Source organism: Streptomyces sp. NRRL WC-3605, assembly GCF_001509795.1.
In the GTDB taxonomy this organism is placed as follows: domain Bacteria; phylum Actinomycetota; class Actinomycetes; order Streptomycetales; family Streptomycetaceae; genus Streptomyces; species Streptomyces viridochromogenes.
In genome coordinates, this window is sequence record NZ_LLZN01000068.1 from 1 (window position 1) to 17,867 (window position 17,867).

At 74.5% G+C, this 17,867-nt stretch carries 16 protein-coding genes, 1 tRNA gene and 1 other RNA gene; 6 read left to right on the forward strand and 12 right to left on the reverse strand.

Annotated features, from left to right (window positions below):
• Together ADL34_RS23060 and ffs are read right to left on the reverse strand one after the other, a co-directional pair.
• On the reverse strand, positions 1 to 1,387 hold a 1,387-nt coding region (locus ADL34_RS23060; protein ID WP_159038970.1), incomplete at its 3' end, for a DNA polymerase III subunit gamma and tau.
• 51 nt (positions 1,388 to 1,438) lie between these two features.
• Positions 1,439 to 1,533: signal recognition particle sRNA small type (ffs, locus tag ADL34_RS23065), an RNA gene on the reverse strand.
• Between the two features lie 73 nt (positions 1,534 to 1,606).
• Between ffs and ADL34_RS23070 the strand changes: the two genes are divergently transcribed.
• Both ADL34_RS23070 and ADL34_RS23075 read left to right on the forward strand, forming a co-directional pair.
• Positions 1,607 to 1,694, forward strand: a tRNA-Ser gene (locus ADL34_RS23070).
• 217 nt (positions 1,695 to 1,911) lie between these two features.
• Positions 1,912 to 2,487: a DUF6529 family protein gene (locus tag ADL34_RS23075; protein WP_062665704.1), complete on the forward strand. Its 576-nt coding sequence runs from the start codon at positions 1,912 to 1,914 to the stop codon at positions 2,485 to 2,487.
• Positions 2,488 to 2,496: 9 nt separating this feature from the next.
• On the opposite strand, the gene ADL34_RS23080 is transcribed toward ADL34_RS23075, so the two are convergent.
• The 9 genes from ADL34_RS23080 to ADL34_RS23120 all read right to left on the reverse strand — a co-directional run bounded on the left by ADL34_RS23080 (position 2,497) and on the right by ADL34_RS23120 (position 14,019).
• Positions 2,497 to 3,000: a hypothetical protein gene (locus tag ADL34_RS23080; RefSeq protein ID WP_234375083.1), complete on the reverse strand. Its 504-nt coding sequence runs from the start codon at positions 2,998 to 3,000 to the stop codon at positions 2,497 to 2,499.
• Positions 3,001 to 3,135: 135 nt separating this feature from the next.
• On the reverse strand, positions 3,136 to 4,422 hold the full coding sequence (locus ADL34_RS23085; RefSeq protein WP_079034045.1) for a phosphatase PAP2 family protein: 1,287 nt from the start codon (positions 4,420 to 4,422) through the stop codon (positions 3,136 to 3,138).
• 275 nt (positions 4,423 to 4,697) lie between these two features.
• Positions 4,698 to 7,169, reverse strand: coding sequence for an ATP-binding SpoIIE family protein phosphatase (locus ADL34_RS23090; RefSeq protein ID WP_062665707.1), 2,472 nt, complete (start codon positions 7,167 to 7,169; stop codon positions 4,698 to 4,700).
• 86 nt (positions 7,170 to 7,255) lie between these two features.
• A complete protein-coding gene (locus tag ADL34_RS23095; protein ID WP_062665709.1) occupies positions 7,256 to 8,068 on the reverse strand; it encodes an Fpg/Nei family DNA glycosylase in 813 nt (270 codons plus the stop codon).
• 90 nt (positions 8,069 to 8,158) lie between these two features.
• Positions 8,159 to 10,021 carry a copper resistance CopC/CopD family protein gene (locus ADL34_RS23100; RefSeq protein WP_234375084.1) on the reverse strand — a complete coding sequence of 621 codons (1,863 nt, stop codon included), beginning with the start codon at positions 10,019 to 10,021 and terminating at the stop codon, positions 8,159 to 8,161.
• A gap of 63 nt (positions 10,022 to 10,084) precedes the next feature.
• Positions 10,085 to 10,843, reverse strand: a complete 759-nt coding sequence (locus ADL34_RS23105) for an SDR family NAD(P)-dependent oxidoreductase (protein ID WP_062665711.1) — start codon at positions 10,841 to 10,843, stop codon at positions 10,085 to 10,087.
• The gene (locus tag ADL34_RS23110; RefSeq protein WP_062665713.1) at positions 10,840 to 11,313 is read right to left on the reverse strand and encodes a cupin domain-containing protein; all 474 of its coding nucleotides are present in this window, start codon (positions 11,311 to 11,313) and stop codon (positions 10,840 to 10,842) included. The genes ADL34_RS23105 and ADL34_RS23110 overlap by 4 nt, the downstream gene beginning before the upstream one ends.
• Entirely contained in the window at positions 11,310 to 11,924 is a 615-nt protein-coding gene (locus ADL34_RS23115; RefSeq protein ID WP_062665714.1) for a GNAT family N-acetyltransferase, read from the reverse strand. Before ADL34_RS23115 ends, ADL34_RS23110 begins: the two co-directional genes overlap by 4 nt.
• Positions 11,917 to 14,019: a penicillin acylase family protein gene (locus tag ADL34_RS23120; protein ID WP_062665794.1), complete on the reverse strand. Its 2,103-nt coding sequence runs from the start codon at positions 14,017 to 14,019 to the stop codon at positions 11,917 to 11,919. Before ADL34_RS23120 ends, ADL34_RS23115 begins: the two co-directional genes overlap by 8 nt.
• Positions 14,020 to 14,099: 80 nt before the next feature.
• Here ADL34_RS23120 and ADL34_RS23125 point away from each other — a divergent pair, with 80 nt between their 5' ends.
• From ADL34_RS23125 to ADL34_RS37060, 4 genes are all read left to right on the forward strand, one after another.
• Positions 14,100 to 14,819, forward strand: a complete 720-nt coding sequence (locus ADL34_RS23125; RefSeq protein WP_062665716.1) for a siderophore-interacting protein — start codon at positions 14,100 to 14,102, stop codon at positions 14,817 to 14,819.
• Between the two features lie 55 nt (positions 14,820 to 14,874).
• Positions 14,875 to 15,468, forward strand: a complete 594-nt coding sequence (locus ADL34_RS23130; protein WP_062665718.1) for an HhH-GPD-type base excision DNA repair protein — start codon at positions 14,875 to 14,877, stop codon at positions 15,466 to 15,468.
• A 97-nt stretch (positions 15,469 to 15,565) separates the two neighbouring features.
• A complete protein-coding gene (locus ADL34_RS35780; protein ID WP_063892355.1) occupies positions 15,566 to 15,898 on the forward strand; it encodes a hypothetical protein in 333 nt (110 codons plus the stop codon).
• 47 nt (positions 15,899 to 15,945) lie between these two features.
• Positions 15,946 to 16,071 (forward strand): hypothetical protein, encoded by a 126-nt coding sequence (locus tag ADL34_RS37060; RefSeq protein WP_267891470.1) that lies wholly within the window; start codon positions 15,946 to 15,948, stop codon positions 16,069 to 16,071.
• 31 nt (positions 16,072 to 16,102) lie between these two features.
• Here the strand turns inward: ADL34_RS37060 and ADL34_RS23140 are convergent, their stop codons facing one another.
• Positions 16,103 to 17,791 (reverse strand): helicase HerA-like domain-containing protein, encoded by a 1,689-nt coding sequence (locus ADL34_RS23140; protein ID WP_062665719.1) that lies wholly within the window; start codon positions 17,789 to 17,791, stop codon positions 16,103 to 16,105.
• Positions 17,792 to 17,867: the final 76 nt, after the last annotated feature.

The following is a 17,867-nucleotide window of genomic DNA, read 5'->3' on the forward strand; positions in this document are numbered from 1 at the left end:
CGGGAGGGGTGGGGGCCGCGGCGGCCGGCGGAGCCTCCGCGGGCGGTGCCTCCGGAGCGGGGGCGCCCGGACCCCGTACGGCCGCGCGGGCGGCGGCGAGCCCTCCGCCGGGCGGCACCGGCGGGGCGGCGGCCTGCGGGGCGACGGCCTGCGGGGGCGCGGGGGCGGCGTGGGCCTCGGGACCGGGGGCGTACCCCATCGCGGGGGCGCCGGCGCCCCCGGAGAAGCTCACGCCCCGCTCCAGCCGGTCGAGCCGGGCCATGAGGGACCGCTCGTCGCCGTAGGTGGCGGGCAGGAGCACCCGCGCGCAGATCAGTTCGAGCTGGAGCCGGGGCGAGGTGGCGCCGCGCATCTCGGTCAGCCCCTCGTTGACCAGGTCGGCGGCGCGGCTGAGCTCGGCGGCGCCGAAGGTGCCGGCCTGGGCCTGCATCCGCTCCAGGACGTCGGCGGGGGCGTCGATGAGCCCCTTCTCGGCGGCGTCCGGCACGGCGGCCAGGATCACGAGGTCCCGCAGCCGCTCCAGCAGGTCGGCGACGAACCGCCGCGGGTCGTTGCCGCCCTCGATGATCCGGTCCACGACCTCGAAGGCGGCGGCGCCGTCACCGGTCGCGAAGGCCTCCACGACGGAGTCGAGCAGCGAGCCGTCGGTGTAGCCGAGGAGGGAGGTGGCCATGGCATACGTCACACCCTCCTCCTTGGCCCCGGCGAGCAGCTGGTCCATCACGGACATGGAGTCACGCACGGAGCCCTGGCCGGCGCGGACGACGAGCGGGAGCACGCCGTCCTCGACGGGGATGTCCTCGCGGCGGCAGACGTCGGCGAGGTAGTCCCGCAGGGTGCCCGGCGGGACCAGCCGGAACGGGTAGTGGTGGGTGCGCGAGCGGATCGTCCCGATGACCTTCTCGGGCTCGGTCGTCGCGAAGATGAACTTCAGGTGCTCCGGCGGCTCCTCGACGACCTTCAGCAGGGCGTTGAAGCCGGCCGACGTGACCATGTGGGCCTCGTCGATGATGTAGATCTTGTAACGGCTGGCGGCCGGTCCGAAGAACGCCTTCTCGCGCAGCTCACGGGCGTCGTCCACACCACCGTGCGAGGCCGCGTCGATCTCGATGACGTCGATGGAGCCCGGGCCGTTGCGCGCGAGGTCCTGGCAGGACTGGCACTGGCCGCAGGGGGTCGGGGTGGGGCCCTGTTCGCAGTTCAGACAGCGGGCGAGGATCCGGGCGCTGGTCGTCTTGCCGCATCCGCGCGGACCGCTGAACAGGTACGCGTGATTGACCCGGTTGTTCCGCAGCGCCTGCTGCAACGGGTCGGTGACATGCTCCTGCCCGATGACCTCGGCGAACGACTCCGGGCGATAGCGGCGGTACAGCGCGAGAGACGACACGCCTACGAGGTTATAGGCGCGCACTGACATCGGGTCCCGCCCCCGGAGCACGCGAACGCCCCCCACGCACCCGCCAGAGCCGACCTACCCTTGCTGCCTTCCGGCCCTGGGGGAGTTCAGTCAGATAGCGCCGCGTGAGGGGCTGCCCAAACAGTACCTGATGACGGCGGCGGGGAACGAGTTCGCGAGCACTCCTCAACGTCTTGTATTGTTTGCGGCGGAGGATTCGCCTAGAGGCCTAGGGCGCACGCTTGGAAAGCGTGTTGGGGGCAACCCCTCACGAGTTCGAATCTCGTATCCTCCGCCAGTGCCTCACCGGGCACGATGTCGAAGGGCCCCACCGTTCGCGGTGGGGCCCTTCGACGTTGTCCGGGGACCCCGCGGCCGGCGTGGTGTCCGTCACACACGGACATGGGCCGTCCATCGGGTGATTCCCGGTGGGGTGGCGGAGCGGTCGGCCGGGCGGCGGGCGGGGGCGGGGCCATGGTGAGGGTTCCGGTCGTCGCCCTTCTTACGGAGCCCTCGTGGAACAGCAACCCGCCTCCTCCCGCGGCGCGACGGGCAAGGGGCGTGCCGCGGTCCTGCTGCTGATCCCCGTGGCCGTGGGCCTGGGCATCTGGTTCGTGGGGCGGGGCCTGACGCCCGACCCGAACAGCAGCCTGTTCGGCGCCCGGTACAACGAGGCCATGGAGCTCAAGGCCCGGCTGGGGAGCGCCCTGCTGGGTCTCGCACTGGTCCAGTTGCTGCTCGCCGCCTGGATGTACGGCCTGCTGCCCGGGTCGAAGTCGGCACCGCGCGCCGTCCCCCTCACGCACCGGGTGACCGGACTGCTCGCCTTCCTGCTCTCGGTGCCGATCGCCTACCACTGCCTGAGCGCGTACGGCGTCGAGACGACCTCGCCACGGGTGTCGATCCACTCGGTCACCGGCTGCGTCCTGTACGGCGCCTTCGCCGCGAAGGTGCTCGTGGTGCGCAGCCATCGGTTCCCGGGGTGGACGCTGCCTCTCGTGGGCGGTCTGCTCTTCTGCGCGATCGCCCTGCTCTGGTACACCGCCGCGCTGTGGCAGCTCAACGGGTTCGACACGCCTGGGCTGACGTGACGCGGACGGTCAGTAGCCGCCGTTCTGGGACGCGGGCTGCTTGGTGATCTTCTTGCCGTCGGTGCCCAGCACGAACCACTTGGCGCCGAAGGCGTCGACGCCCTGCCCGTTGGTCTGCCCGGCCTTGGTGTCGTCGGCGAACGTGTAGAGGGGCTGCCCCTTGTACGTCACCTGCTTCGAACCGTCGCTGCGCTTGATGGTGTCGAGCAGCTTGCTGTCCACGCCGCCCTTGGCGACGAGCTTGCCGTCCCCCTTCAGCGGCGGCCATGCCTCGGCGCAGGCGTCGTTGCAGGTGGACTTGTCCTTCTTGTCGGACTCGAACAGGTAGAGGGTGTGCCCCTTCTCGTTGACGAGGATCTTCCCCAGTGACGTGTTCTTGGTGGTCACCGTCACGGAGGACGCCGCTTTGGCCTCGGTCGCCGACGGGGCGCCGGCGGCGTGGGCGACGGTCGTCCCGGACAGCAGCAGGGCTGTTCCGGTGACAGCGACAAGTGCTCGGGGCTGAAGGTTCACGAGAATCGCCTCGCAGAATCGGGTACGGCTTCCGCTCTCGGCGCGCGCGTCACATGAGTCCCAGTAGACAACAAAGCGGACAGCCCAGCCACAGCGGACGGCGCGCGCTCGGCGCCGTCCGCCGCGGCCGCCCGGTCAGGCCATCTCGGGCCGCGGCTCCGGGCGCAGGGCCGGGGTGGGCTTCGGGTCCCAGACGCGGGTCGTACGGAGGTAGCCGTAGATCACCGAGCCCATCGCCGCGAGCAGCAGCGGGCCGTACAGCCAGGGGTGGCGGGCCATCTCCAGCGGCAGGAAGCGGTACGACAGCAGGAGCGCGGTGAACACCAGGGCGCCGTGGACGACCAGGCGGGCACCCGCCCGGTCCCAGCCGCGGGACGTCGCGCGCAGGGCCCCCTCGATGGTGAGGGTGAAGACCACACCGGCCACGAGGTCCACGCCGTAGTGGTAGCCGAAGCCGAGGGTCGCGCCGAGTGTGGCGACCAGCCAGAACGTGCCCGCGTAGCGCAGGAGGCGCGGTCCGCGGCGGGAGTGGATGAAGATCGCGGTGGCCCATGCCGTGTGCAGGCTGGGCATGCAGTTGCGCGGGGTGATCCCGTCGAACGGCATGGGGTGCGGGGCGGCGAGCGCCGGTGCCGTCTGGGGCCAGATGTCGGCCGTGGCCCAGTGGCCGCCGTCGGGGCCGTAGGCGAAGACCGGGCCGACCACGGGGAAGATCATGTAGATGCCGGGGCCGAGCAGGCCGATCACGAGGAACGTGCGCACCAGGTGGTGGCTGGGGAAGCGGCGCTCGGCCGCCACGTGGCGCAGCTGGTGGACCGAGACGAGGACGGCGGCGACCGCGAGCTGGACGTAGACGTAGTCGAGCACATGGGCGCCGACCGGCCCGGTGGCCTCGACGATCCGGCCGACGACCCAGGAGGGGTTGCCGAGCGCCTTGTCGGCGATGGCGACGTACGGGTCGAGGACCTGCGGCTGGGTCTTCGACGTGATCAGCAGCCAGGTGTCGCCCGTCTTGCGGCCGGCCACCAGGAGCAGGGCCAGTCCGACGCCCTTGAGGAGCAGGAGGCGTTCGGCGCCGGTGCGGCGGGTGACGGCGACGACCGCGCACGCCAGGACGACGCACAGCGCGCCGTTGCCGAAGGGGTGCCCCCCGCCGAGGGCCGGGAGGGTGCCGGTGGCCCAGCGGACGGCGACGATCACGAGGTCGATGCCGAGGGCGGCGCCGAAGGCGACGAGGCGCTCCCGCCAGGTGAGGACGACCATCATCAGGCCCATGCCGGCGTACAGCAGGAAGCCGGACTTGGGCGGGAAGGCGATCTCGCGGACCTGGTTGGTGAGGGGGCCCGGCTCACCGTAGTGGCGGGCGGCCACCTCCAGGGCGATCAGGAACCCGAGGGCGACCACGCCCACGGCGGACCACATCAGCGCCCGCTGCCGGCTGCCTATTCGCGCGGACGTCTGCGATGTCTCGGATATCAATTGTCTCGGCCGATGTGTGAGGGGCGGTCGTCAGCACTCGTTCGTGAGTTCGAGCATGGTATCGGAGCGGGGCAAGGGGGATTTTGGCGCTGCTCGGGGGCCCCCTCCGCCGACGAAGACGCGAAAGACGGCCGGTGCGTTGCCGCCGGTCCGGGGTCGGGCGCCGGTCCGGGGGTCAGGGGGTCAGGCGCCGTCCGGGGTCGGGCGCCGGTCCGGGGTCAGGCGTCCAGCGGCTGTTCCGCCCAGATCGTCTTGCCGTTGGCCGACTGGCGGGTGCCCCAGCGCCGGGTGAGCTGCGCCACCAGCAGCAGCCCCCGGCCGCCCTCGTCGTAGGTGCGGGCCCGGCGCAGATGAGGGGCCGTGCTGTCGCCGTCGGACACCTCGCAGATGAGGGAGTCCTCGTGGGTCAGATGGATCAGGCGCAGCTGGACGGGCGGCTGGGCGTGCCGGATGGCGTTGGTGACCAGTTCGCTGACGACCAGTTCCGTGACGAACGCGGCGTCCTCCAGGTCCCACGCGTCGAGCTGGGCGAGCGCGTCCTTGCGGGCCTGGGCCACGGCGGACGGCGTGGCCGGCACCTGCCAGGTGGCGACCTGGGAGGCGTCCAGCGCGCGGGTGCGGGCGACGAGCAGGGCGACGTCGTCGGGCGGCCGGGGCGGCAGCAGGTCGGTGAGGATCCGGTCGCACAGGGCGTCCAGGGTCGGCTCGGGACCGGTGAGGAGGCGGCTCAGCCGGCTGACGTCCGCCTCGGCGTCCCCGGGGCGGGACCGGCCGCCGGGCGTGATCAGGCCGTCGGTGTAGAGGGCGAGCAGGCTGCCCTCGGGCAGCTCGATCTCAGCGGCCTCGAAGGGCAGGCCGCCCACGCCCAGCGGCGGTCCGGGCGGCAGGTCGACGCGCTCGGCGCTGCCTCCGGGAACGACCACCACCGGCGGCGGATGCCCGGCGCGGGCCAGGGAGCAGCGCCGGGAGATCGGGTCGTAGACGGCGTACAGGCAGGTCGCGCCGACCTCCCCCTCGCACTCGGGGTGGCGCTCGCGCGTCCGGCCGCCGTCCCGCTCGGTGGACAGCCGGGACACCAGGTCGTCGAGGTGGGTGAGCAGTTCGTCGGGAGCCAGGTCGATGTCGGCGAGGGTGCGTACGGCCGTCCGCAGCCGGCCCATGGTGGCGGAGGCGTGGATGCCGCGCCCGACGACGTCCCCGACGACCAGGGCCACCCGTGCCCCGGACAGCGGGATCACGTCGAACCAGTCGCCGCCGACCCCGGTGTGCGCGCCCGCCGGCAGGTAGCGGGTGGCGACCTCCACGGCCGCCTGCTCGGGCAGCCGCTGCGGCAGCAGGCTGCGCTGCAGGGTGACCGCCCGGTCGCGTTCACGGGTGTAGCGGCGGGCGTTGTCCATGCAGACGGCCGCGCGGGCCGCCAGCTCCTCGGCCAGCACCACGTCGTCCTGCTGGAAGATCTCGGGGTGGCGGTGGCGGGCGAGGACGGCGACACCCAGGGTGGTGCCGCGCGCCGTCAGCGGCACCGTCATCACCGAGTGGATGCCGAACTCCCGGACGCGGGCGGCCCGGACCGGGTCGTGCGCCACGAGCGCGGTGATCGCCGGATGCGTCATCTCGTACACCGTGGCCCGGCCGGAGCGCAGCGTCTCCACCGGCGCCGAGCCGTCGGCGTACCGGTCCAGGGCGCCGAGCGCGGTGACCGCCTCCGGGACGCCCGGGGTCACCGACTGGTGGGCGGCCCGGAGCAGTTCCAGCGGGCCGGGCGGCGGGCCGCCGCGCCGGGAGGTGTCCGGCGGGTCGTCGACGGCGCTCAGCAGGTCGATGGAGACGAAGTCGGCCAGCTCGGGCACGACGACGTCGGCCAGTTCCTGGGCGGTACGCATCACGTCGAGGGTGGTGCCGATGCGCCGGCCCGCCTCGGCGATCAGCTGGAGGCGCCGGCGGGCCCAGTGCTGTTCGGTCATGTCGTGCGCGGTGAGGCAGACGCCCCGGACGGCGCCCGCGGCGTCCCGCAGCGGGGACATCAGCAGCGACCAGGCGTGCGCCCGGGTCTCTCCCGCCGCGGGCAGGAAGTCCTCGTTGACCTGGGTCTCCCCGGTGCGCAGCACCAGGGCCATGCTCTCCTCCGCGCGCCGCCCGGCCGGTTCGTCCACGATCTCCTCGACGCGCAGCCCCAGCATGTCGGCCTCGGTGAGGGCGACGGCCCGTTCCATGGCCCGGTTGGCCCGGCGCAGCCGCAGCCGGGTGTCGTACAGGGCCGTGGCGCAGGAGGGGGACTGGGCGAAGCTCCAGCTCACGAACGGCTCGTCGCGCCGCTCGGGCGGTGCCTGGCGGGCGGTCGGCGCGCAGACGCAGAACCATTCGCGCCGCCCGTTCTCGTGGGTGCGGTGGTGCGCCAGGACCTTGACGGGGAGGGTGCGGCCGTCGCGGTGCCGGAGACCGACCGTGCCGTGCCAGCGCCGCAGCCTCGGGAACGGGGGCAGGTCCCGCCCGCGCGGCGGTTCCGCCAGCAGACCGGCCGCCGGACGGCCCACGATCTCGCCGGCCGGGTACCCGAGGAGCCGCTCGGCGCCCGCGTTCCAGCCGGTGACGGTGCCGTGTTCGTCGACGGTGACCCGGGCGGTCAGGTCCGCGCCGACCAGGTCGTCGAGGTCGGACCTGGCCCGGGCGCCGACGGCGGGCTCGTGCATGATCGCTCATCTCGCTCTCGGGGGGATTCCGGCCGGCCCGCACTCCGCCGCCCCGGGCCCCGCCGCCCTCGGCGCGCCGTGCCCCGTCATCGGCGCGATCCGGTGGCGGTGCCGGAGGTGGCGGGCTGGCAGGCGGGGCACCACACGGTCGTACGGCCGGCCACACGGGTCCGGCGCAGCGGGGCGTGGCAGCGCGGGCAGTGCGGGTCCGGGGTGTCCCGGCGGCCCGTCAGCCAGGAGGGGCGGGGCGGGACGCGTCCGGTGGGGACCGCGGAGCGCAGGGTGCGGCGCATCTGGCGGTACAGGCCCCTGCGGTCGGCGTCGGTCAGGTCGCTCGCCCGGCGGGCGGGGCTCAGCCGGGCCCGCCACAGGATCTCGTCGGCGAGCAGGTTCCCAAGGCCGGCCACCGCGGACTGGTCGAGCAGCACGCCCTTGACGGCGCCCCGGCGCCCGCGCAGGGCCTCGTCGAACCGCTCCCTGTCCACGTCCAGGGCGTCGGGGCCCTGCCCGGCCAGCAGGCGGGCGACGGCGTCGTCGTCCTCGGCGAGCCACAGGCCCTGGAGCTTGCGCTGGTCGCGGTAGCGGAGGCTCCGGTCGCCGGACAGGGTGAACAGCACACGGTCGTGCGGCGCCACGGGGTCGTCCGGACCGGCGCACACGAGGGAGCCGGTCATACCGAAGTGCAGGGCGAGGGTGGGGCCGCCGGTGCGGGCGAGCAGCCACTTGCCGTGCCGCTCGGCCCGGGTGATCCGCCGCCCCTCCAACGCCTCGCGCAGCCGCCGCGCGCTCACGCCGTGGAGCACACCCGCGTCGCGCACCTCGATCCGGCGCACGGTCCGGCCCTGCGCGCAGGAACGGAGCACGCCCCGGAATCCCTCGACGTCCGGCAGTTCGGGCATGGCGGACGGCCTCCTCGGATGGATGCCGCACTTCTTATGATGTGCCCGTTTCCTCCCGGACTCTCACCTTTGAGGAGCCCTCGAAACGCCCTAGCGGATCGTCACCGCCCGGGTCTCGGTGATCTGGTCCACGTCCGAGGTGCGCACGGTCACCTTCATCTCCCACGTCCCGGCGACGGGCAGGTTGAGGAAGCTGTTGCCCCAGTAGCCGCCCCGGTCGGTGAGCCCGGCGTCGAGCGGGCCGATGTCCTGGCCGGGGTGGGTGAAGGAGATCCGCAGTTCGGGGACGGAGGAGATGCCGCCGTCGGGGCCGTAGACGACCGCCTCGATCGAGTTGTCGCCGACGCGGGCGGGGTCGATGGTGATCTGCGCCGTGCCGCGCCCGCCGGGCGTGCCGACGTCGAACGGCACGTCGGTGACGGAGGCGCCGACCACCGCGGGCGCGGCGGTGGCCGCCTCGGCCTCGGCCCGGCCCGGAAGCGTGCTGGTCAGCAGCGTGGTGACGGCCAGCACGGCCGCGCCGACGGCGACCTCGGTGAGCACCGAGCGGCGCAGCGCCCGCCGGTGCGCGGGGTCGGGTCCCCCCTCGGCGGAGGGGTCCGGTCCGGGCGGATCCGACGGGGAGGGCGACTCCGGCGGGGAGGCAGGCACCGACGTGGAGGCCGGTGGCCCGGACGGGCCGCCCACGGCCGCCGCCACCTTCGTCCGCACCGCCCGCTCCTCGGACCGGTCACCGGACGGCTCCGCCACGGCGGGCGTCGTCTGCAGGGCCGTCCAGCGGCGGGAGACGGCCGCCGCGGCGAGGAGCACGACGACCGCCATCAGCTTGATGGCGAGGAGCCTGCCGTACGTCGTGTCGGCGAGCGCGTCCCAGCCGCCGAGGCCGCGCCAGGACTGGTAGACGCCGGTCACGACGAGGACGGTGACGGACGCGAACGCCACCCGGGAGAAGCGGCGCACCGCCTGAGCGGACAGCGCGGCCTGGTGGAGGGCGGCGAGCAGGGCCGCCAGACCGCCCAGCCAGACGGCCGTGGCGAGCAGGTGCAGCGCCGAGGAGGTCATGGCCACCGGCACCTGCAGACCGGCGGAGGCGTGCTCGCCGGCCGCCCAGGTCGCCGCGAGTCCCGCCGCGAGGGCGGCGCCGGTCCAGCCGTACCGCCTGCGCCGGCGGGCCATGCGCAGCAGGTAGGCGCCGGCGGCCAGGACGAGGGCGAGCCGGGCCAGCAGGACGATGCCGGGGCGGCCGGTGAGGGCGCGGCCCGCGGCGTCGGCGTCGAACGCGCCGAGCGGCCCCTCCCCCGTCTCGTACGGGGCCCGCAGCACCAGCAGGACGAGCGTGGCGGCGAGCAGCGCCCACCAGGAGGCCCGCGACAGCTTCTCGTGCAGCGGGACGTGGGGCGGGCGGCAGACCGCGACGAAGGCGGCGGTGCCGATCAGCACGGCGACGGAGAGGTAGGCGAGGTAGCGGGCGATGGTGTGCAGGGCCTTGGTCACCGGGTCCTCGGTGGGGCCGGTGGCCAGGGCGGCGGCGGCCGTGGAGACGGTGGCCTTGCCTACGGAGAAGGTGAACGCGCCGGACACCGGGTGGCTGTCGGCCGACACCACCCGCCAGGCCACGGTGTAGGTGCCCTGCTCCAGCCCGGCGGGGAGGGTCACCCGGGCGGTGTCGGCGCCGTCCGGGCCGTTCCGCGGCTCGCCGACACGCAGTCGGCGGCCGTCGGGGTCGAGGACGCGGAAGGAGTCGTCGAGCAGGGCGACGGACTCGCTGAAGGTCAGGGTGAGGTGCTGGGGCGCCGACTTCAGGACGGCGCCGTCGCCGGGGTCGGAGTCGCGCAGCACGGCGTGCGCGGACGCGGACCCGGTGCCGCCGAGCAGGAGCAGGACCAGCAACGGGCCCAGCAGGAGCAGCCGCAGTGGCCCCCGTCGTCCCGGTCGTCCGTCCGCACACCTCACGCCGCATCTCCGCCTTCGGTCCGCACCGCCTCGGGGTACATACGGACGCGGGGGCCCGTGTGCTCACCAGCCGGGCCGCGCGGACACCCCGCCGTCCACCACGAGGTCGTGCCCGGTGATCCAGGACGCCAGTGCGGAGGCCAGGAACACGCAGGCGTCGCCCACGTCCCGCGGCCGCCCGAGCCGTCCCAGGGGCGTCGCCGCCCGCCATCGTGCCACTCCGTCCGGCCACGCCTGCGCCAGCCCCTCCCGGTGGATCAGGCCGGGCGAGACGGTGTTGACGCGGACGCCGTGCGGGCCGTACTCCTGGGCGGCCGTGCGGGCGTGGGCCACCACCGCCGCCTTCGAGGCGCCGTAGTGGGCGTGCAGCGGGGCCGGGCGGGCCGCCTCGACGGAGGCGATGTGCGTGACCGAACCGCCGGCGGGCCGCATGGCCTCCGCCGCGGCGCGGGTGCAGGCGAAGACGCCGGACAGGTTGGCGTCCACCACGGCCCGCCAGTCGGCCGCGGTCATCGCCGCCAGGTCCCGGGTGGGCTGCACGCCCGCGTTGTTCACCAGGGCGGTCAGGCCGCCGCCCCAGGCGGCGGCCTCGGCGACGAGCCGCCCGCACGCGTCCTCGTCGGTCAGGTCGGCCGTCAGGACGACAGCCCGGCCGCCCGCCTCGCGGATGCGCCCGGCGAGCCGGTCGGCCGCCTCGCGCGCGGTGCGGCAGTGCAGGGCGACCGCCGCGCCCTCCTCGGCGAAGCGGGCCGCGATGCCCTGTCCGATGCCGCCGCCCGCGCCCGTGACGAGGGCGACCTGTCCGTCGAGAAGTCCGCTCATGGACGGCACAGTTCCGCGATCCGGGCGGCCTCGTGGGGATAGCGCGCCGTGAGGTCCGCCAGGTCGCCGTGCTCGTAGTCCTCGTAGGTGAAGCCGGGGGTCATCGTGCAGCCGAAGAAGGCCCAGGAGCCCCCGGCCGCCACCCGGGCCCCCATCCAGGTCCCGGCGGGCACGGTGAGCTGGAGGTGCTGGCCGCGCGTTATGCCGGGGCCCAGGACGGCGGTGCGGGAGGTGCCGTCCGGGGCGAGGAGCAGCAGCTCCAGGGGGTCGCCGAGGTAGAAGTGCCAGACCTCGTCGGACGGCAGGCGGTGCAGGGCGGAGTAGTCGTCGGCGGTGAGCAGGACGACGATCGCGGTGCCCTGCGGCCGCCCGTCGGGCCGTTCGGGTCCGGCCCAGGTGCGGCGGAACAGCCCGCCCTCACGCGGGATCGGCTCCAGGCGGTAGTGCGCGACGAGTTCCTCGGGCGTCATCCCCCACAAGCTACCTCGCGGGTGAGGAAGGCGAGTTGGGCTTCCTTGCGCGGGAGGTACACGTCGGGCAGGTCGACCTCGGGCAGCACGACGGCCGGTCCGGCGGTGAAGCCCTGCCTGAGGAAGCGGGCCACGGCCTTCTCGTTGCGCACGTCGGGGTCGACGACCACCCGCGAGCGCCCCAGGGTGCGGAAGACGTACGCGGCGACGACCGTGAGCAGCGCGGAGGTCCAGCCGGGCCGCTCGCCGCCCGGGGCGGCGGGGGCGAGCATCAGGTGCACGCCGATGTCGCCGGGCCGGACGTCGTAGCACTCGCCGACCCGGTCGGCGTCGGGCTCGTAGGTCTGGAGGAGCGCGACCGGGTCGCCGTCGCGTTCGACGAGGAAGGCGTGATGGGTGTCGAGGGTGGCCATGTGGGCGTAGATCTCGGCGATCTGGTCCCGTGTCAGGCCGTTCATGCCCCAGAAGACGGCACGTTCCTCGCTCGCCCAGGTGTGCACGGTCCCGGCGTCGGCGTGCGGGTCGAGGGGGCGGACGGTGACGGTGCCGATGCCGTCGACGGTCTGCTCGTGGACGGGGTCGGCGGGGGCGGCCGTGGGCTGGTCAGACATCGGTCTCCTTCTCGAACGCGGTGAAGTCGGTGACGACCGGGACCAGCTCGCCGCGCAGCCACAGCGGGAGCTGGTCGCGGTGGTGGGGCGAGCCGGGGACGCCGGACGCCCCGAGCGGGACGACCCAGCGGCTCTCCTCGCGGTCGGCCAGGTCCCAGACGTAGCGGGCGGCGGGGCCGCGCGCGCTCAGGTCGGTGAGTCCGGGCACGGCGGACGTGCAGAGCAGGCAGTCGTGGTCGCCGGACAGGCCGGGTTCCGCGGACGCCGGGTCCGGCAGGGCCCGCCAGGGGGCGAGCCGGTGGGTGTCGCCCCAGGTGGGCGCGGGCGCGGCGGTGTCCTCGGCGACCTCCTCGACGGCCGCCCGCACCAGCTCCGCGCGGTCGACGCAGTACAGGTCGTCGGCGCGCAGCAGGTGTTCGAGGGCGAAGGCGACGCGGGGGAGCAGGGCCAGCCAGGGGAGCAGGACGTCGGGGTGGGCGGGCGGGACGGCCAGCGCGGCGAAGGCGGGGTGCGCGGCGAGCCGGCGGACGACGGCGCCCCGCACCCGGGCGTAGAGGGCGGCGTCCGTGCTGTCCGCGTCCATACGGCGGTCCCAGGCGAGCAGCGTGCGGCGGACGCGCTCGGCGGCGGTGCCGAGGCCGCCGAGGCCGGCCAGGAGGTCCAGCAGGGGGGCCGCCGAGGCCAGATGGGTGTCCCTGTGGATCGCCGGCATGTCGGCGGCGGACCAGCGTTCCTTCTCCGCGAGCAGGGCGGTGATGCGGTCGGCGCGGTGCGGGGCGGCGAACTCGACGCCCAGGGGCGTGGCGAGTCCGCGCTGGTTGGCCATGGCGGCGACGCCGTCGGTGAGGCCGCCGCGGGGCGTCTCGTGCCAGCCCCGCCACTCGTGTCCGGGTTCCCAGGCGGGCACCGGGTGGAGGCGGTTGGCCGTGGAGCGCACGGGCACCTTCCCGGCGACGCGGTGCAGCAGGCCGCCCTCGGTGTCGGCGGCCTGGACGGCGTTGACGGGCTCCGTCCACGCGTCGAGGGCGCGGTCGACGTCGGCGACCCGGCGGGCCCGCAGCAGCGGCAGGAGGGCGCCGAAGCCGAGGTCGCCGGTGACGCGGGGCGGGTGGCGCAGGGCGAGCGCGAGGGGCGGGTCCTCCCTGTCACCGCCCGTGGTCCCGTCGGGCAGCCCCTCCGGACCGCCGACGATCACCGGTCCGCGCGCGGTCTCGATCACCTCGGCCTCGACCGGCTCCTCCCCCGCGACCTCGACGGTCTCGGTGTGCCGGGTGGCGCGCCGCCACACCCCGTCCGGGTCCAGTGCCTCGACGCCCGCGCCGGTCCGCCGCAGCCGCTCGCGGTAGAGGTCCTGGTAGTCGGCCATGGCGTTGGTGATGGCCCAGGCGACGGAGCCGGTGTGTCCGAAGTGGGCGATGCCGGGGACGCCGGGGACGGCGAGGCCGACGACGTCGAACTCCGGGCAGGACAGGTGGATCTGCTGGTAGACGCCGGGTTCCTCGATGAAGCGGTGCGGGTCGCCGGCGATGATCGCCTGCCCGGTGAGGGTCCGTTCGCCGCTCACGAGCCAGCCGTTGCTGCCGGAGGTGCCCGGTCCGTCCGTGGCGAACAGGCCGACCGCCCCGGGGCCGAGGTGCCGCCGCACCTGTTCGCGCCAGAGCTTGGCGGGGAAGCCCGCGAACAGCAGGTGGACGCCCAGCCAGATCCCGAACGGCGTCCAGGGCTCCCAGCGCCCGGGGGCAAGCCCGGTCCGCGCGAACTCCGGTGTGCGGCGGGCGCCTTCGGCCAGTCCCTCGTTCACCCCGTCGACGTACGCCCGCACCCACCGCGCGGTCTCGGGGTCCTGTCGTTCCAGGGCCTCGAAGCAGCGTCTCGCCGTGTCGTCGAGGCGGACCCGTCGCACCAGGACGTCCCAGGAGAGGGACTCGGCGCCGAGGAAGGACGCGGAGGTGCCGCGCGCCCGGTGCCGTTCCACCTCGAGCTGCCAGGCCCGGTCGAGGGCGGTGACCCGGCCCTGGGTGCGGGCGAGTTCGTCCACGCCGTCCGCCCGCAGATGCGGAATGCCCCAGGCGTCACGGAAGATCTCGCCGGCCACCTGCACCCCTCCCTTGCTTTAGGTTAGCCTTGCCTAAGTCATCATCGGTGCCGGAATAGTACGGGAACGGGGCGCGGGACATGGGGCAGGGGCACGGCTGGGAGGGCGCGGTCCTGAAACTGCTGCGCGCCAAGGACTTCACGTTCACGGTGACGGGCGCCGAGGACGTCACCGCGCACTACCGCCGGGTGCGCCTCACCGACGGCGGCATGCTCGCGGCGACCGGCGTCCACCCGACCATGTGGGTCCGCCTCTGGTTCGACGACGCGGGCAGGCCGCACCAGCGCGCCTACACCCTGGTCGACCCCGACCCGGCGGCCGGCACCTTCAGCCTGGAGTTCGCCCTGCACGAGGGCGTGGCCAGCGACTGGGCCCGGCGCGCGAAGCCGGGCGACACCGTCGAGGCGACCGTGCACGGCACCGGCTTCACCGACCCCGACCCGGCGCCCACGCACGTCTTCGCCGTCGCCGACGCCGCCTCCCTGCCCGCCCTGAACTCCCTCGTCGGCACGCTCGGCGGGACACCGGCCACCGTGTGGTTCGAGGGCGAGCGCGACGGCCTGCCCTTCCGCACGGACCCCGCCCGCCACGACGTACGGACCGTGCCGCGGCGCGAAGCGGGCGCCCACCTCGTCACCGCCGTGAAGGAGGCTCTGCCCGGCCTGCTGCGGCAGACCCCGGACCCGTACGTCTGGATCGCCTGCGACACGGCGACGACCCGTGCGCTGACCGCGTACGTCCGCAAGGAGCTCGGGCTGCCCAAGCAGCGGGTGAACGCCCTGGGCTACTGGCGCCCCTGACCGGCCGGGCCGCCCCCGCGCGCGGCCCGGCGGCCCGCGCGGCATGATCGGGGGCATGGACGTCACCCTGCATCTCGCCCAGGACCCGGAGGCCGACGCGCTCCTCGGCCGCAGCCCGCTCGCCGCGCTGGTCGGCATGCTGCTGGACCAGCAGGTGCCGATGGAGTGGGCGTTCAAGGGGCCGCGCACGATCGCGGACCGGCTCGGCGCGGACGACCTCGACGCGCACGACATCGCCGCCCAGGACCCCGAGGCGTTCGTGGCCCTGCTCTCCGAGAAGCCGGCCGTGCACCGCTACCCGGGCTCCATGGCCAAGCGGATCCAGCAGCTGTGCCAGTACCTGGTCGAGCACTACGACGGCGAGGCCGGGCTGGTCTGGAAGGGCGTCGACGACGGCCGTGAACTGCTGCGCCGGCTCCAGGAGCTGCCCGGGTTCGGCAAGCAGAAGGCGCAGATCTTCCTCGCCCTGCTCGGCAAGCAGCTCGGCGTGCGGCCGCAGGGGTGGCGGGAGGCCGCCGGCGCGTACGGCGAGACCGAGTCCTTCCGGTCCGTCGCCGACATCACCGGACCGGAGTCGCTGGCCAAGGTGCGGGCGCACAAGCAGGAGATGAAGGCGGCCGCGAAGGCGGCGAAGGCGTCCCGCGCCTGACCTTCCTCGTCCCGCACCTGACCTTTCTTAGCCCGTGCGGGGGTTTCCGGCGTCAGGCGTGATGAACATCGGACGGTGCGGGGGGACATGACCTTCCGTGAGCACCGCACGCAGTGGATCGCGCAGCCGGGTCTGGCTGCGGGTCGTCGTGCTGCTGCTCGCGCTGCTCGTACCGGGAGCGGACGCCCACGCGCACGCCCTGCCGGTGGCCGTGACGGCAGGGGCCGAGGCCGTCGAGCACGACACCCTCGACGCCACCGTGCGGCCGGCGGCCCGCTCCGAGCGCCGCGCCGGCACCCGTCGCTCCGTACGGCGCTGCGCGGGCCCGCCCCACCGGCCGCCCCTCGCCCCCGCCACCCCCCGGACGGACCGTCCGGCCGCGGCCCCGAGCGTCCCGCCCCTGCTGCGCACCGTCGTCCTGCGCTGCTGACCGCCCCCGCCAGGAGGCCCCGTCAGCACGACAGGAGGAGCACAGCCATGCCCGCCGACCCCTACGCCGTCCTGCGCGCCCTGCTGCGCGCGGAGGCGGCGCGCAGCGCCCCGAAGCCCGGGGCCCGGAAGAAGGAGCCGCCGCGTCCCCGCGAGGAACGGGAGCGCGGCTGAGACCGGCGCGGCGGGGGCGGACTTCTCCGGGTCACCGCCTCCGCCGCGCCGTCCCGAACAGGGACCGGGTGATCTCCCGTCCGATCTGCGTGCCGACCGACCGGGCCAGGGACTTGAACATGCCGCTGCCGACGACCTGCTCGACGACGGACTCGTCCTTCTCCGCCTTGCCGCGCGACGAGGTGCCGCGCCCGCCCGCGCCGGTGATCTCGTCGGGGCCCTTGCCACGCCGGGGCTCCCCGGCGATCTCGTCGGGGCCCTTCCCCGGACGCCGCTCCCCGTTGGTCTCGTCCGGGCCCTTGCCGCCCCTGGGCTCCTGGAGCCTCTCGTACGCGGACTCCCTGTCCACAGCCTGTGCATACCGCTCGTGCAGCGCGGACGCGGTCACGGCCCGGTCCAGCTCCTCCGCCGCGATCGGGCCCATCAGCGACTCGGGGGCCCGCAGCCGGGTCGCGGCGACGGGGGTCGGGGCACCCTTCTCGCTCAGGACGGTCACCACGGCCTCCCCGGTGCCCAGCCCGGTGAGCAGCTCCTCCAGGTCGTACGGCGAGTCCGGGAACGTCTTCACCGTGGCCCCGAGCGCCTTCTGGTCGTCGGGGGTGAAGGCGCGCAGCGCGTGCTGGACGCGGTTGCCGAGCTGGCCGAGCACCTCGGCCGGTACGTCCTTCGGGGTCTGGGTCACGAAGAAGACCCCGACCCCTTTCGAGCGAATGAGCCGTACGGTCCGGGTGATCGCTTCCAGGAACGCCTTGGACGCCTCGTCGAACAGCAGGTGCGCCTCGTCGAAGAAGAACACCAGCTTCGGCCGGTCGGCGTCCCCGACCTCGGGCAGGTCGTGGAAGAGGTCGGCGAGCAGCCAGATCAGGAAGGTGGAGAACAGCCGGGGCCGGTCCTGGACGGCGGACAGTTCGAGGACCGACACCAGGCCCCGCCCGTCCGGTGCCGTCCGCAGCAGCTCGGCCGTGTCGAACTCCGGCTCCCCGAAGAAGTCGCCCATGCCCTCCGCCTCGAAGGCGGTCAGGGAGCGCAGGATCACCCCGGCGGTGGCGGTCGACAGACCACCGATGTCCTTCAGCTCCGTCCTGCCCTCCTCGGAGGTGAGGAAGGCGACGACCGCCCGCAGGTCCTTGAGGTCGACCAGTTCCAGGCCCTTGGTGTCGGCGTAGTGGAAGATCAGGCCGAGCGACTGCTCCTGGGTCCGGTTGAGCTGGAGGACCTTGGACAGCAGCACCGGGCCGAAACTGGTGATCGTGGCGCGCACCGGGACGCCGTGCCCGATGCCGCCCAGCGCGAGGAACTCGGCGGGGAAACCGGTGCCGGTCCACCGCTGGTGGACCTCGGCGGCGCGCGACCGCACCTTGTCGTTCTGCTGCCCCGGCGCCGCGATCCCCGACAGGTCGCCCTTGACGTCGGCGAGGAACACGGGGACGCCCTGCGCGGACAGTTGTTCGGCGATCAGCTGGAGCGTCTTGGTCTTGCCGGTGCCGGTGGCGCCCGCGACCAGACCGTGCCGGTTGAGCATGGACAGCGGCACCCTGATCTGGGCGTCGGGCAGGCAGGCGCCGTCCCACAGCAGGGCGCCGAGGTCGAGGGCGGGGCCGGGGAAGGCGTATCCGGCGGCGATCTCCAGGGCCTCGCGCGGGAGTGCGGGGGCACCGGTCCGGGTCCCGGGCGCCGGGGGCGCGGCCCCGGTTCCGGGGGTGCTCTTGCGGTCGCTCATGTCCGCTCTCCCCACGGCCTTCGCCGTTTCGTCATGTTCTGCCCGATCTTTTCCAGCGTCGCACTCCGCCGCCATG

Bases quoted from the DNA above. Each gene is read 5' to 3' on its own strand.
- ADL34_RS23085 (WP_079034045.1), bottom strand. From the start codon at position 4,422: ATGTGGTCCGCCGTGGGCGTGGTCGCCCTCGGGTTCCTGATCGCCCTG.
- ADL34_RS23090 (WP_062665707.1), bottom strand. From the start codon at position 7,169: ATGCACGAGCCCGCCGTCGGCGCCCGGGCCAGGTCCGACCTCGACGAC.
- ADL34_RS23095 (WP_062665709.1), bottom strand. From the start codon at position 8,068: ATGCCCGAACTGCCGGACGTCGAGGGATTCCGGGGCGTGCTCCGTTCC.
- ADL34_RS23105 (WP_062665711.1), bottom strand. From the start codon at position 10,843: ATGAGCGGACTTCTCGACGGACAGGTCGCCCTCGTCACGGGCGCGGGC.
- ADL34_RS23110 (WP_062665713.1), bottom strand. From the start codon at position 11,313: ATGACGCCCGAGGAACTCGTCGCGCACTACCGCCTGGAGCCGATCCCG.
- ADL34_RS23115 (WP_062665714.1), bottom strand. From the start codon at position 11,924: ATGTCTGACCAGCCCACGGCCGCCCCCGCCGACCCCGTCCACGAGCAG.
- ADL34_RS23125 (WP_062665716.1), top strand. From the start codon at position 14,100: ATGGGGCAGGGGCACGGCTGGGAGGGCGCGGTCCTGAAACTGCTGCGC.
- ADL34_RS23130 (WP_062665718.1), top strand. From the start codon at position 14,875: ATGGACGTCACCCTGCATCTCGCCCAGGACCCGGAGGCCGACGCGCTC.
- ADL34_RS37060 (WP_267891470.1), top strand. From the start codon at position 15,946: ATGCCCGCCGACCCCTACGCCGTCCTGCGCGCCCTGCTGCGCGCGGAG.
- ADL34_RS23140 (WP_062665719.1), bottom strand. From the start codon at position 17,791: ATGAGCGACCGCAAGAGCACCCCCGGAACCGGGGCCGCGCCCCCGGCG.